This is a genomic window from Microbacterium sp. W1-4-2 (assembly GCF_058349885.2).
Genome location: NZ_JBYRJC020000001.1, coordinates 197,621 through 213,122, shown reverse-complemented (window position 1 = coordinate 213,122; position 15,502 = coordinate 197,621). Strand labels below are relative to the sequence as shown.

The 15,502-nt window shown below is 71.6% G+C and carries 5 protein-coding genes (1 of these 5 only partly in view); all 5 read right to left on the bottom strand.

Annotated elements, in window-relative coordinates; all coding sequences use genetic code 11:
- Nucleotides 1-861, bottom strand: a complete 861-nt coding sequence (locus tag AC3RX0_RS00885; protein ID WP_491504058.1) for an SURF1 family protein — start codon at nt 859-861, stop codon at nt 1-3.
- Nucleotides 858-1,976 carry a GuaB3 family IMP dehydrogenase-related protein gene (locus AC3RX0_RS00880; protein ID WP_491505343.1) on the bottom strand — a complete coding sequence of 373 codons (1,119 nt, stop codon included), beginning with the start codon at nt 1,974-1,976 and terminating at the stop codon, nt 858-860. The genes AC3RX0_RS00885 and AC3RX0_RS00880 overlap by 4 nt, the downstream gene beginning before the upstream one ends.
- A gap of 154 nt (nt 1,977-2,130) precedes the next feature.
- On the bottom strand, nt 2,131-2,985 hold the full coding sequence (locus AC3RX0_RS00875) for an endonuclease domain-containing protein (RefSeq protein WP_491504057.1): 855 nt from the start codon (nt 2,983-2,985) through the stop codon (nt 2,131-2,133).
- A 207-nt stretch (nt 2,986-3,192) separates the two neighbouring features.
- The gene (locus tag AC3RX0_RS00870; protein WP_491504056.1) at nt 3,193-4,881 is read right to left on the bottom strand and encodes an ATP-binding cassette domain-containing protein; all 1,689 of its coding nucleotides are present in this window, start codon (nt 4,879-4,881) and stop codon (nt 3,193-3,195) included.
- A gap of 90 nt (nt 4,882-4,971) precedes the next feature.
- A protein-coding gene (locus AC3RX0_RS00865; RefSeq protein ID WP_498165827.1) for a hypothetical protein crosses the window boundary here: on the bottom strand, nt 4,972-15,502 show its final stretch. The gene runs 21,872 nt beyond the window's last position; 10,531 of the gene's 32,403 nt are visible here — the last part of the coding sequence; its start codon lies off the right edge, out of view; its stop codon occupies nt 4,972-4,974.

Genomic DNA, 15,502 nt, shown 5'->3' with positions numbered 1-15,502 from the left:
TCAGTCTAACGTCGGGGGCTGTGCGTCCCCTTCGGAATCGGATGCCGCAGCCGCGGCATCCTGCAGCTCTTCGACCTCTTTCTCCCACGCGTCCTTCGCGAGCCGGTACCAGAGGTAGAACGCGAAGCCGGCGAAGACCGCCCACTCCGCTGCATAGAAGAGGTTCAGCCAGTTCAGGCCGCCGCCGGCTTCGGGCGGCAGCGACGAGATCGCGTGGAGTCCGCCCAGCGGCTGGGCCGCGGTCATGTAGGGCCGGTACACGTTCAGTCCCTGGATGTCGTGCCAGCGGCTGAGCAGCGCGGGCGTCGCCATCGCGGTGATCGCCGTCGCGTCGTCGTGCGGGGGCACGGCGGCGCCCTCGTCCGAGATGAGGCGCCCGGTCAGGGTCATCGTGCTCGGCGCCTGCCCGGCCAGGGCGGTCGCGGCATCCTCGGCTCTCTGCCGCGTCGGCGCCCAGCCCACGGCGACCGCGAGCGACGTGGGGGCGGGCACGTCGAGGCGGAACTGCCCGGTGACCCAGTAGCCCACGGTGCCGTCGTTCACCCGGTTCGAGACGACGATGAAGTCCTGGGAGACGAAGCGGCCGGTGACCTCGACCTTCTGGCCCACCAGCGGGGCGTTCAGGTAGGCGCCGGGCTGGACGACCTGGTCGATCGGCTTGACGGTCTCGGTCGCGCCCGGCGTGGTCGCGCTGGTGTCGAGCGCACGCCCCAGCTGCCACTGCCCGAGCCACGCGAACACGGCCGCGACGATCAGGCACAGCGCCAGCATCGCCAGCCACCGCGGGCGCAGCATGACCTCGCGCAGGGTGGGCGGGAAGACCTCGGGGATCTCGTCCGCGGGAGCCTGGGGTGCGGTCATTCCACGCCGTAGGGAGCCACGACGACCTCGACCCGCTGGAACTCCTTGAGGTCGGAGTACCCGGTGGTGGCCATCGACTTGCGCAGGGCTCCGACGAGGTTCGCCGTGCCGTCGGCGACCGGTGCCGGGCCGTACAGGATCTCTTCGAGCGCGGCGACCTGGGCGACCTTCACGCGGCGGCCGCGCGGCAGCTGGGGGTGGTGCGCCTCGGCGCCCCAGTGGAAGCCGCGGCCCGGGGCGTCGGTCGCGCGAGCGAGTGCGACGCCGAGCATGACGGCATCCGCACCCATGGCCAGGGCCTTCACGATGTCGCCCGACGTGCCCACGCCGCCGTCGGCGATCACGTGCACATAGCGGCCGCCGGACTCGTCCATGTAGTCGCGGCGGGCGCCGGCGACATCGGCGACGGCGGTGGCCAGGGGCACATGGATGCCGAGGGTCGCGCGGGTGGTGGATGCCGCTCCCCCGCCGAAACCGACGAGCACGCCCGCGGCGCCGGTGCGCATGAGGTGCAGGGCGGCGGTGTAGGTCGCGGCCCCGCCGACGATGACGGGTACGTCGAGGTCGTAGATGAACTTCTTGAGGTTCAGCGGCTCGGCGACGCTGGAGACGTGCTCGGCCGACACCGTGGTGCCGCGGATCACGAACAGATCGACGCCGGCCGCGACGACCGTCCCGTACAGTTCCTGCGTGCGCTGCGGCGTGAGGGAGCCGGCGACGGTGACCCCGGCCGCGCGGATCTCGGCGATCCGGTCGCGCACGAGCTCGGGCTTGATCGGCTCGGAGTACAGCTGCTGCATGCGGCGGGTGGCATCGGCATCCGACAGCGCGGCGATCTCGACCAGCAGCGGCTCGGGGTCGTCGTACCGGGTCCACAGGCCTTCGAGGTCGAGCACGCCCAGGGCGCCGAGCTGACCGAGCATGATCGCCGTCTTGGGACTGACGACCGAGTCCATCGGAGCCCCGAGCACAGGGATCGCGAACTGGTAGGCGTCGATCGCCCAGGCGGTGGAGACATCCTCGGGGTTGCGCGTTCGCCGCGAGGGCACCACCGCGATGTCATCGAACGTGTACGCGCGACGGGCGCGCTTCGCGCGGCCCAGCTCGATGTCCATGCTCACTCCCCCAGCCTATCCCGCCCCGCTTTTCGCCCGCCCCGCCCGCCGCGCACCGCCCCGCGCCGCCTCACAGAGTTCGGAGGATCAGACGATGTTCGGATGATTCCGGCGGAATCGTCCGAACCTCGCGCGATTGTCCGAACCCTGTGAGTCATCCGGCGAGCCCGGCTGCGACGGCTTGAAGGATGGTCCGCTCCACGGACGGCCAATCGTGGACGATCTGCGCATAGCTCAGACGCAGCACGGTGTAGCCCCGCAGTCTCAGCTCGGCGTCGTGCGCGATGTCTTTCGTGCGCTGCCCGCTCGAGGAGTGGAACTCGTACCCGTCGATCTGCAGCACCAGCCTGTCGCCCACCACCGCGTCCACCAGATGCCCCGCGATCATCACCTGCTGACGCACGCGCAGGCCCAGCCGCCGCAGCGGCACGACGACGAGCGTCTCGAGCCCCGAATCGGCCAGGCCCGCCACGACGCCGGCGAGGTCACGCGCCGCAGCCGTGGTCCACGGCAGCGTCCGCAGATAGTCGGCCGCGAGGCTCTCGATGCGCGCGGCCGACTCCCACAGCACGAGAGCCGTGTCGAACGGCTGGCACACCGCGATGTGCGCCAGCGCGTCTTCGACGTTCGCGACCAGCGCATGCGGCGCGAACGTCAAGATCGGCTTGGCCCAGTGCAGCACCCCCGTCCAGTCCTTGTCGAGTCGTGCGGAGCCGGCACGCGGATGCAGGTGCAGATGGATGCCGCGACCCACCGCGTCGGGGACCCACCAGCGTCGCCGGCGCGCCAGCGTCGTACACGAGATGCGGCCGCCGGCCCTGGCCGCCGTTACCAGTGCGGCGTCAGCGTCGGGCAGCGCGATCCATGCGCGCCGGATCAGTGCGGCGTGCCCATCGTGCACGAACGACCGCAGCAGCGCGAGAGCGAAGCCCGCCCGCAGCAGGTCGTCGCGATGCGCGATGCCGTCGCGCGCACCCAACCACCGCGCGAGCTGATCGGACGACTTCATCCCCGCAGTCTGGCGTGCTGCGGCATCCCGACACGTGCGCCGGGGCACATCCGTGGACAATCACGCCCGGGCGCGAGCCTGTGGAGGAAGCGGCGCGCACCGCACCCGCACACAGGGTTCGGATGATCGAACCGACGTCGGACGATTCCGGCAGAATCATCCGAACCTGGCGCGATCCTCCGAACTCTGTGAGGCTCGGGCACGGGCTCAGCGTGCGCGGGCGACGCGGCGCTCGTCCCAGACGGGGTCGGATGCCTCGTACACGGCGCCGTCCGAGCCGAAGACGAGGAACCGGTCGAACGAGCGCGCGAACCACCGGTCGTGGGTGACGGCGACCACCGTGCCCTCGAACCGGGCGATGGCGATCTCGAGCGCCTCGGCCGACTCGAGGTCGAGGTTGTCGGTCGGCTCGTCCAGCAGCAGGAGCGTCGCCCCCGACAGCTCGAGCAGCAGCACTTGGAATCGGGCCTGCTGCCCGCCCGAGAGCTGGTCGAACTCCTGCGCGGCCTGTCGCACGAGCCCGTAGCGATCGAGGGCTGAGGATGCCGCGTCCCGCGGCATCCCGGTCCTGCGGTCGTCTCCGCGGTGCAGGATCTGCAGCAGCGTCCGGCCCGCGAACTCGGGGTGCGCGTGGGTCTGCGCGAACAGACCGGGCACCACCCGTGCGCCGAGCACCGCGGCGCCCGTGTGGGCGACCGGGTCGAGCCGACCGCCGGCCGACGTCAGGTGGCCGGCGGCCGGGTCGGGGTCGCTGCCGCCCCGCGCCAGCAGCCGCAGGAAGTGCGACTTTCCCGACCCGTTCGAGCCGAGCACGGCCATGCGGTCGCCGAACCAGATCTCGACGTCGAACGGGCGCATGAGACCCTCGAGCTCGAGCGCGGTGCACACGACGGCCCGCTTGCCGGTGCGCGCTCCGCGCAGCCGCATGTCGAACTCCTGCAGCTGGGGCCGCTCTTCGGGCGGGCCGGCCAGCTCGAACGTGCGCAGCCGCGTCTGGGCGGCCTGGTAGCGCGACGCGAAGCCGTCGTTGACCGCCGCCTTCGCCTTCATCGCCGCCACGAGGGCCTTGAGCTTCGCGTGCTGCTCGTCCCACCGCCGGCGCAGTTCGTCGAGGCGGTCGAACCGCTCCGCCCGCGCCCGGTGGTACGTGGCGAAGCCGCCGCCGTGCACCCACGCGGTCGCCCCGGCGCCGCCGGGCTCGAGCGTGACGATGCGGTCGGCCGCGCGGGCCAGCAGCTCGCGGTCGTGCGACACGAGCAGCACGGTCTTCGGCGTCTCGCGCAGCTGCTGCTCGAGCCAGCGCTTGCCGGGCACATCGAGATAGTTGTCGGGCTCGTCCAGCAGCAGCACGTCGTCGGGTCCGCGCAGCAGCGCCTCGAGCGCGAGCCGCTTCTGCTCGCCGCCCGAGAGCGTGCCCAGGTCGCGGAAGCGGGCGCGGTCGAACGGGATGCCGAGGGCCGCGACGGTGCACTGATCCCAGACGGTCTCGTGCTCATAGCCGCGGGCGTCGGCGTACTCGGCGAGCGCGTTCGCATACTGCAGCTGGGTTCGCTCGGTGTCGTCCTCGATCAGGGCGTTCTCGGCCGCCTCGAGCCCCAGGGCGGCCGCGCGGATGCGGGCCGGCGCGACCGCGATCAGCAGATCGTGCACGGTCTGGCCGGCGTGGGCGTGCCCCACGAACTGGTCCATCACGCCGAGGGACCCGTCGATCGTGACGGCCCCGGAATCGGACGCGAGCTCGCCCCGGATGATGCGCAGCAGCGTCGACTTGCCCGCCCCGTTGGGCCCGATCAGCGCACTGGCAGAGCCGGCGCCCACCCGGAACGTCACGTCGTCGAGCAGGGGTCGCCCGTCGGGCAGGGTCAGCGCGACGGCCGCCACATCGATGTATCCCACGTCCAGCCCTTTCGCCCGCGGGCGCGTCCGGCGAGCCTGTCAGGCTATCAGGCGATGGATGCCGCGTGCCCGGCTCGCGACGGGATTCGGTCAGTGCGATCCGCGCGCGTGCCGCCCGCGACGGCGACGGGCGCTGACCGTCGCGGTGGAGGTGCTCGGCGGCGTCGCGAGGTCGGAGCCGGACACCGGAGCGGGAGCAGGTGCCGGGTCGGTCGTCGTCGTGGCGCCCGTCGTCCCGGTGTCGTCCGAGCTCGTGGCAGAGGATGCCGCGGCCCACTCGGCCTGCACCTCGTCCAGCGTCCGCGGCGTCGTCGTGTCCGCCGCGCCCTGCGCGTTCAGCTCCGCGACGAGCGCCTGCGCCTGGGCGATCACGGCGCTGAGCGTCGTGCCGGCGGGCGCCGAGGTGGACGTCGAGGCGGCCGAGACGAGGTCGGCGCTCAGCACCGGCGCGGTCGGAGCCGATCCGAGCACGGGCGGAGTCAGGTCGGCCTCATCGTTGTTCCAGCCGTTGAGCAGGGTCTGCAGGTTGTTGATCTGGGTGGCATCCCCAGACGCGAGCGCGGCGTCGACGGCGGCGATCACCCAGGCCGAGCTCTGCGGGTAAGAGATGTACTGGCTCGTCGTCGACAGCAGCGCAGCCACCGCCGACCGCATCAGCGCGATCACGCCGCCGCCGCCGGCGCTGAGCGCATCCAGCAGCGTCCAGCCGCCCATGTCCGCCGGCACGTTCGTGAATACCGACGTCAGCAGCTGGTCGGGCGAGAAGATGAGCGTGCCGTCGGACTGCGCCGGCCACAGCGTCGTGTGGTTCTTCCAGTACCCGGGCGTCAGCCCTTCGCCGAAGCCGTTGCCGTAGTATCCGGCGACGTCGCTGCCGCTGGCCGCCTGGTGCGTCACGGTCTCGGTCACGACGGCCGCGGCCGTGTTCTGGTAGGCCCCCGCTGCGACGACGCTGGTCGCGCGGAACAGCCACGTCTCGCCGACGTCGATCAGCCCGTTGTGGTTCGCGTCGCCCGCGTTGTACGGCGCGCCCTGCCACGTGACCAGCACCGGCACCGGCGCGACGTCGTCGGTCGTGTCGTTCGGTGTGCCGTTGTCGTCCCACAGGCTCGTGAACGTCACCGGGAAGTTGCCGGTGTTCGTCACGAGGTATGTCCACACGGCGGTGGTGCCGACCAGCAGCTCCTTCGCCGGCTGCGTGTTCGCGTCCTCGATCGTCGTGGGGTGCCACGGATCCAGCGCGTTGACCGCCTTGTCGACGGTGATGGATGCCACGACCCCGAACGAGTAGTTGATGTCGGCGCTCCACACCGTGACCTCGGGCGCGGCGCCGACGAGCTCGCCGCGGGCGCGCACCACGTTGTCGTAGTCGCCGGCGGGCACGAGGTGCGGTGCGGAGAAGATCCAGACCTCGCCCGGGTCGAGCAGGCCGTTGCCGTTGGCGTCGCCCGAGACGTACGTGGGCGTGAGGTCGTCGGTCGGGTCGTCGGGGGTGCCGTTGTCGTCGACGAGCACGACGTCCGCGAGCGACGCGCCGGTCGTCGAGGTGACCCGGTAGGTGAAGGTGGCGGTGCGTCCCGCAGCCAGCAGGACCGCGGCATCCTTCGTGTGCGCGGCCACGCCGTCCACGTACTTGATCACCGCGATGCCGGGCACCGTGCCGGTGTAGGTGGCGTCGTCGTTCGCGGTGACCGACTGGTCGACCTGGCCGACGATGCTGGCGGTCACGGTGGCGACGTTGCGGTAGGCGCCGGCGGTGACCGTGCCGGTCGCGAAGAAGCACCAGGTCTCACCCGGGTCGAGCATGCCGTTGCCGTCGACGTCGCCGCCGCCCGGGATCGTGGTCGAGCACAGCTGCTCGACGGCGAACGCGCCGCTGCCGTCGCTCGTGCCGCCGTCGTCGGTGATGCCGGTGATGTCGAGCACCGTCGTGCCGGTGTTGGTGACGAGGTACGTCCAGGTGACGGTCGAGCCGACGGCGAGCACGGGACCCTGTGTGTTCGCGTCCTCGCGCGCGGTCGGGTGCCACGGGTTCACGGCGTTCACGGCCTTGCGGATCGTGATCGAGCTGGTGGCGCCGAAGTGGTCGCTGATGTCGCTGGCGGTGGCCTGCGCCCCGGTGCGGGGCTCGGCGACGGCGACGGTGCCGGTGTTGGAGTACTGCCCGGCCACGACCGTGGCGCTGACCACGCCCGCCGACGTGTACAGCCACACTTCACCGGGGTCGAGCAGCCCGTTGCCGTTCGCGTCGCCGGCGACGTAGACCGGGTGGAAGTCGTCGGCGGTGCTCGCCGTCCCGCGATCGTCGGTGATCGACACGACCCGCACGGCGACCGTGCCGGGGTTGGTGACCAGGTACGTCCACGTCAGCGCGGTGCCGATCGGCAGCACGAGCTGGTGTGACGTGTCGTCGCCGTCTTCGAGAACGGTGGGGTGCCACGGATCGGCCGCGTTCGTGGCCTTGACGATGTGCACCTGCGGGCTGACGCCGAGGTACCAGGCCGGGTCGGTGGCCGCGTACGTCGTGCGGCCGACGACGGCGACGACCGTGCCGACGTTGCCGTGCAGGCCCGCCGCGGCGATGCCCGGGATCACCCCGGCCGACGTGAACTGCCACACCTCGGTGCCGTCGAGGATGCCGTTGCGGTTCGCGTCGCCGATGTTGAACAGGACGGTGGAGCCCTTGACGTTCACCGCGACGGTGACCGGCACCGGTGTGAAGTCGTCGGCGGTCATGCCGGGTGTGCCGTTGTCGTCGACGATCCGCAGCGCGCTGCCGGGGATCGACGCCCGGTTCGGGCTGCTGACGAGGTAGGTGAACACGACCTTGCCGCCGGCGGCGACGTACACCGGGCTGGTCGGATCGTTCGCGTCCTCGGCCGCCGTGGGGCTGCCGGGGTTGGCCGCGTTGACGGACTTGACGATGCGGATGCCGCCGGCCGGGCTGCCGGTGTAGTAGGTCGGGTCGGTCGAGGTCACGGGTGCGCCCGCGCTCGGCTGCCCCGTCACCGACGAGCCGTCACGGTACACGCCGACCACGGCCACCAGGGCCGGAGTGATCGCGCCCTGCGAGGTGAACAGCCACGTCTCGCCGACGCCCAGCACGCCGTCGCAGCCGGTATCGCCGACGATGCAGCCGCTCCCGTCGCGCACCGGCACGGGGCGGAAGTCGTCGGCCGTGCTCGCGGTGCCGTGGTCGTCCGTGACCACGACGTCGGTCAGATCCAGGGCTCCGTCGTTCGTGACCAGGTAGGTGAACGCGACGGGCGAGCCTTGCTGCAGATACGCACCCGGGGCGGTGTCGGCATCCTCGGCGCTCGTCGGATGCCGCGGATCTGCCGCGTTCACCGCCGTCTGGATCGTGACGTGCGGTCCGAGGCCCGTGTACTGCGCGATGTCAGCTGCGGTGACCGGCTGACCGGCGCCGTTCGTGGCGGTGACGGTCGCCGTGTTGACGATCGGGCCACCCAGCTTCGCGATCGTCGCCCACTGGAACACCCACGTCTCGCCGGCGTCGAAGACGCCGTTCGCGTTCACGTCGCCGATGTCGTGGATGCCGTCGGCGCCCAGCAGCGGGGTCATCTGGGCGAGCGTCACGTCGTCGCCGGACACTGCAGGCGTGCCGTTGTCGTCGACGAGGCCGGTGATGACCATGGGCTCGGCGCTGGAGTTCGTCACCAGGTACGTGAAGACCACTCGGGAGCCTGCCGGGACGGTGGGCCCGGTGGTGTTCGCGTCTTCGGCGGGGGTGGGATGCCGCGGGTCGGCCGCGTTCACGGCCTTGACCAGGCTCAGCCCCGAGTCGCCGAAGTACCACGCCGGGTTCGCGTCGGTGTACGTCGCGCCCGTGGCATCGGTCGCCGTGACGGTGCCGACGTTTCCGCGCCAGCCCTGGGCGGCCAGCGTCGGGGCGCCGGCGACGCCGGCCGAGGTGTAGAGCCAGACCTCGCCGGCTTCGAGCAGGCCGTCGTAGTTCGTGTCGCCGGCGTTGTACTGCTGGCCGCGGAACGTGACGAGCACGGGCAGCGGCGACCAGTCGTCGGCGGTGCCGGGCGTGCCGTTGTCGTCGACGACCGAGACCACGGTCACCGGGGTCGTCGCGTTGGTGATGACCCGGTAGGTCCACACCACCGCGTTCCCGACCGCGAGGTGCGGTGCGGTGGCCTGCGTGTCGGCCTGCTCGGTGACGGTCGGGTGCAGCGGCACCGCTGCATTCACGTCCTTGAAGATCTGGACCGTGGGCAGGATGCCCGTGTAGTTCGTGGGGTCGGCGGAGGTGACCTCGGTGCGGCCGACCGGGTCGAAGCCGGTGGCGGTCACGACGTGCTCGTGCCCGCCGACCAGCGCGTGCTGCGGGGCCCCGGGCACGCCGACGGCCGTGAACAGCCACACTTCGCCGGGATCGATCAGGCCGTTGCCGTTCGCATCGCCCGACACGTAGACGGGGTGGAAGTCGTCGCCCGGGGTCGCGGGGGTCGCGTTGTCGTCGCTGATCGATACGAGCTGGAACGAGATCGTCGACGGATTGGTGACCAGATAGGTCAGCACGAGTGCGGAACCCACCGCGAGCCCGGGCCCCGGCGGCACCTCGGCGTCTTCTGCGACGGTCGGGTGCAGCGGGTCGGCGGCGTCGACGGCGCCGGCGACGCGGATGGTCGTCAGCGGGTTGCAGCCGCAGGCGAGGTCGACGAGGCCGCGGTAGTCGATCTGCACGCCGGGCACGTTGCCGGGCTGCGGGTCGCGCGGCCCGCCGTGCTGGTCGTTGAAGTACGAGCCTCCGGGGATCGGCATCGCGGTCTCGTCCAGCGGCGTGTTCGGGGCGAACGTCATGTCCTGGCCGCCGGCGACCGACAGCGCCGTGATGAACGCCTGGATGTGCGGGTTCGGGCTGCGGTTGACGACCGGGGCGCCGAACGGGCTGAACGGCACGATGAAGCTGTTGAACTCGCCGGTCCAGTCGAACATGCGCGCCCGGCCGGTGTCGGCGATCAGCACGTCCAGTCCCGCGCCGCCGTAGGCGAACGTCGGCGCGGACCACAGCGCGGCCTCGGGCACCCGGTTGTGCTCGCCGTCGGTCTCGAGGTTCTGCGAGGACTGCAGCAGGTCGTCGCCGAACCCGCCGAACAGCCAGTTGGTGTCGGTGCCGCCGACGAGCCAGTCGTTGCCGTTGTCGCCGTAGACGATGTCGCAGCCGTCGTCGCTCTTGATCACGTTGCCCGACGCGTCCAGGACCGGGTGGCCCGCGGCATCCAGCACGAACGGTGTGAAGTTGAGGAAGAAGTCGACCTTCTGGCCCGAGGCGCACGTGCCGTCGACGCCGATGTCCTTGGTGCCGTCGGTGCAGTCGTAGATCTTCGACCACGGGTCGGCGGCGTTGTAGTCGGCGAACTTCGTGGTGGCCGGGTCGTACTGCAGCGGGTCGACCGGCTCGATGCCCCAGGTGCTCAGGATCGCGGACTGCGGGATGTCGCTGTAGTAGAACGGCAGGGCTGCCGCGCCCGAGACCGCGTCGTCGCCGGCTTCGCCGTGGATCCCGTCGTCGCCGAGGCCGCCGTAGATGATGTCGGCGTAGCCGCCCACGGTGGGGTCGCTGTTGTCGTAGCCGAGCAGGCGGGCCTCGTCGAACAGCGCGCCGCCGACGAAGGTGGTCGCCTGGGTGAAGGGGCCGGGCAGTGCGAGCAGCACGTCCGTCGCGTTGGGGGTGGCGAGGTCCCACAGCGGCTCGGTCAGGCCGTTGCGGCTGACCTTGAAGTAGCCGTCGTCGCCGAGGATGCGGTCGTCGCCCGCGCCGCCGTAGATGCGGTCGTCGCCGGTTCCGCCGATGATCGTGTCGTCCTGGCCGTCGCCGGCGAGCACGTCGTCGTCGACCTGGCCCAGGATCACGTCGTCGCCGGCTTCGCCGTGCACGAGGTCGGCGCCGCCGATGTCGGCGGCGGATGCGGTGCCGACCGTGTAGTCGAGGTAGCTGTACGACCGGGGCACGATCCGCTCGGTCGTGCCGCCGCCGTAGGTGTCGTAGTTGAACGTGAGGAACGACAGCGCCGGCTTGGCGCGGCCGTTCGCGTCGAGGGTCGGGCTGCCGGAGGCGCCGACCAGGCGGTAGACGTCGCCGTTGTCGGCCATGATCACGTCGGCGTCGTGGGCGTGGCCCTGCGCCGACAGGTCGCCGCGGTCGTTCAGTCCCACCCGCGTGCCGGCGCCGCCGTAGATCGTGTCGGCGCCGTCGGGGCGCTGGTCGCGGCTGATCAGGCCGAACATGTCGGAGCTGCCGCCGACCAGGTCGTCCTGCCCGAGGTCGCCGTAGATCACGTCGGCGCCGCCGTTGCCCTCGACGTAGTCGTTGCCGTCGCTGCCCGGGCCTGCGGCATCCTCCACCGACGCGCGCGGATCGGTGACCGTGTTGCGCGTCTGCACGTCGATCGTGACACGGCCCTCGTCGTCGATGACCGATCCGTCGCCCTGGATCCAGTCGTCGCCGAGCTGGCCGAACAGCACGTCGTCTCCGGCGCCGCCGGCGATGTCGCTGTCCGAGAACGTGCCGGCGGGCGGGGTGAAGCTCTGGTCGTACAGCTGGATGTACCGCACGTGCGCGCCGCGCGGATCGCGCTGATAGCCGTAGTCGGTGCAGGTCGCGGGGACCAGCCCGTTCGGGTCGATCCACTGGCACGGCAGGCTCACGCCGTCGACGTTCGTGCCGGCGATGTTCGACGATCCGTCGATGGTGCTCAGGATATCGGTGCCGCGCAGCACGCGCATGCGGGCGCTCGCGTCGGATCCGGTGCGCAGGATCGTCGCGTTGTCGCCGGCGATGACGTCGTTGCCGGCGCCGCCGTCGAGGAAGTCGCCGTAGCGGCAGTCGGCCGCTGTGGTGCAGGCGCTGTGGGCGCCGTCGGTGCCGCCGGTGCGGTCGAACACGTCGCCGAACGCGACGAGGCCGCGGCTGTCGTCGACGCCGCCGTTGTAGCCGCCGGCGCCGCCGGTGTTCGCCACGACGCCGCCGTCGGCGGTCGCGACCGGGTCGCCGGTGTTGCCGCCGATGATGTCGTCGTCGCCCGCGTCGCCGGTGATGCGGTCGGAGCCCGCGCCGCCGATGAGGATGTCGGCACCGGCGTTGCCGTTGATCAGGTCGTTGCCCCAGTTCGCGCCGGCCTGCGTGTCGAGCGAGGTCCAGCGGAAGGTGTGGTCGTTCAGCGGCACGTCGAACGGGAGCAGGCTCGCCGCGATGCGGCAACCGGCGTTCGACAGCGTCGGGTCGACGGGCGCAGTGCCGATCTGGGTGCACGACACGGCGCCGAAGTCGCCGAAGGCGAGGTCGTTGCCGTCATTGCCCCAGATGGTGTCGCCACCGCCGCCGCCGATGAGGATGTCGTTGCCGAGGTCGCCTTCGAGCGTGTCGCTCGCGCCGTTCTGCTGCTGCACGCTCTGCAGCGCCATCAGCTCGGTCGTCGTCTGCAGCCGCTGCGGGCGGGCGCCGCTGGTCTCGACGAACGTGTTCGTTGCTTCGTCCAGCGCCCAGGTGCGCTGGTCCTGCACGTCCTGGACGACGGCGCCGTGGTCGCCGAAGATGACGTCCTCGTCCTCGCTGTTCGCGTCGCCGGGCGTCGTGGCGCTGCTGGGCGCCGAGCCCAGTCCCTCGCCGATGAGCACGTCGTGGCCGGCGATCAGGCTGTCGGCGTCGGGCAGCGTGCTCACGTTCACGGTCGCGACCGTGAGCACGCGGCTGATGACGTCGATGTTCACGCCCGAGTCGCCGTAGACGAGGTCGCGGCCGCGTTCGCCGAGGATGAGGTCGTCGCCCGAGCCGCCGGCGAGGATGTCGCCGGCCTGGCTGCCCAGAATCGTGTCGTCGCCTGCGCCGCCGTAGATCGTCACGCCGATCGAGGGCAGTGCGAAGCCGGGGATCGCGGCGTCGAGCGCGCTGGCGTCGATCATGTCGTTGCCGGCGTAGGCGAACGGCTGCGCGACCGGGAACACGTAGTCGGCCGCGTTGCCGACCGGCTCGATCGTGGGCTTGGGACCGAAGTCGTGGCCGGACTGAAGCGCCGTGCTGCCGCTGTACCAGATGCCGTCCTGCGACGTGTCGCCGTAGATCACGAGCGGCGAGCTGGGGCCGGGCGAACCGGCGCCGACGCCGGGGCCGTCGAGCACGACGATGTGGTCGCCGCCGACCCGGACGTAGCCGGTCTGCGGCGAGGCGGGATCGTAGACCGAGACCACGCCTGCCAGGGTGCCGGCGGCCGGAGCGCCGACGAGGGCGCCTTGCAGCAGCAGGGTCTGGCCGCTGCCGCCCGCGAACCCGGTGATCGTGTAGGCGCCGTAGACGGCGCTGCCGGGCAGGGTGATCCGTTGGCCGACGGCGAAGCCGGCGTCGTGCCACGAGTAGCCGTCGGTGCGTGTCAGGGTCGCGGCGCCGGCCGAGCCGGGCGTCCACGTGAACGTTCCGGTCACCTGCAGCAGCGCGTTGCCGCCGCCCTGGAGGACGGTCAGGCCCCCGTGCAGCGCGGGGATGCCCGTCGGCAGGCCGTCGTCGGCGGCCTGGTCGGGCCCGGGGATCATCGTGCTGTGGACGGTCAGGCTGTCGTTGCCCTGGCCGAGCACGATGTTCAGGACCTCGATCGTCGTGTGCGAGGCATCCGTCACGAAGTTCCCGTTCGCGTCGACGGTGATCGTGCCGTACGAGATGCCGCCGGGGAACGAGCTCGGCTCGCCGAACGAGGTGGGGCCGGTGAAGCTGACGCCGGGGCCCATGCCGAAGCCGGTCAGCGCGGTCGAGGTCAGGTCGCCGGTCTGATCGGCGCGGCTGCCGTCGTCGAACACGTTCAGCACGTCGACCTGGCGCGCCTCGGACGGCTGGCGGCCGATGCCGAACGGCGGCGTGTCGATCTCGCCGGGCAGGATGACGGCGGTGCTCAGTGTGTGCTGCTCTCCCCCGGTGCCGCCGTCGATCTCGAGCGGGCCGCGGATCGCCGAGAGCAGGTGCGGCTGCTTCGGGAACGTGTACAGGTCGGCCCGGCCCGGGGGCAGCACGTAGGACGCGTCGGCAGAGACCGTGACGCTGACCGGGACCCACCAGTTCGTCGCGTCGAACGTGACGGCCGGCATCATGGTGCCCATGGACGCGGTGCCGCCGATCGAGACCATGCAGACGTGGCCGAGAAGGCTGGTCGCGCACGCGGCGTCGGTCGCGACGAGCACCTGCCCGTCGGTGACCAGGCCCACCGTGACCGGTGCGGCCGGGGCCGACAGCAGGCGCACCGTGAACGTGTCGGTGATGCCGGGCGTGCCGCCGCTGCCCACGCTGACGACGGTGCTGCCGCCGGTCTGGGCCGTGTACACGCCGGGGGTGCTGTCGCCGTAGACCATGACATCCGTCTGCGCGGTGACGCCGTCGAACGCGGTGTCGCGGCCGGTGCCCGCGGCGAGCGTGGTGATCTTCAGCGTCGTGTATCCGGCATCCGACCGTCGGAAGTCCACGGCCGCGCGCACCGTGATGATGACCGGGGTGGTGCCGTCGGCCGGGCCGAACACGATGCGGTAGGTCTGGATGCCGCCGACCACGGCGCCGAGCGAGAAGCGGGAGTCGGCACTGGAGAGGATGAGGCGCGCGTCGGTCGGGGTGATGATCTCGGTGACGGTGCCGGCGGGGTCATGCGACAGCGCGATCGAGACGGTGTCGGTCAGCTGCGTGACGGTCGTGCCCTCGATCACGGTGGTGTCGCCGTCGGGGGCGCCGGACGGGTCGAGCTGGACGACGTCGACGCCGGGAGTGAGGTTGTCGCGCACGGTGACGGTCACGTCGCGGACCACGGCGCCGGCGAAGACGGGGTCGGCGCTGATCACGGAGTGGGCGACGACCACCTTGATGTCGCCCTGCGGGGTGGTGTCGTTCGCGGCGGCGACCCAGACCAGCTGCGGGATGTTCCAGTCGCCGGGGGTGAAGTGCAGCACGACCGACCGGTTCGCGATGCCCGGGCCGTTCAGTCCTTCGTACTGTGCGACGCCGTCGACGTACACGGTGCGGAAGTAGTCGGAAGGCTGCGCGCAGGCGGCGGCCGAGCCGGTGCACAGGTAGACGGTGTCGGCGCCCGGGCGCAGTTCGTCGGGGCTCACGCCGGCCGAGACGGTGATCCAGACGTCGGAGGTCGGCGCGGTGCTCAGCGCGACGGTGTACGAGTCGACCGTGCCGATCGGCCCGCCCTCGCCCAGCCGCGCGACCGAGGTGAGACCCCCGGTCTCGCCGATGATGACGACGCCCTGCGTGGGCCGCGACACCGAGACCGGGATGCCGGCGGCCACGACGTCCTTGTAGGCCGGGTCGCTCGAGCTGACGAGCTCGTTGATCGTGGAGTGGGTGCCGTTCGGGTCGCGGCTGACGACGTCGCCCACGACGTCGCCGGCGACGTCGATGACGTCGCTGCCCAGCCCGCCGAGCACGCGGGTGACCACACCCAGGGCGGTGGAGAGCACGTCGACGGTGTCGTCGCCCTGCAGCGCGTCGACCTCGACGACCTGCACGTTGCCGTAGTCGACGGTCAGGCCCGCGCCGTAGATCGCCGCGGCGGTGACGACGATGTGGTCGGCGAACTCGGTGCCCAGCACGACCATCTTGTTGAAGCCGGTG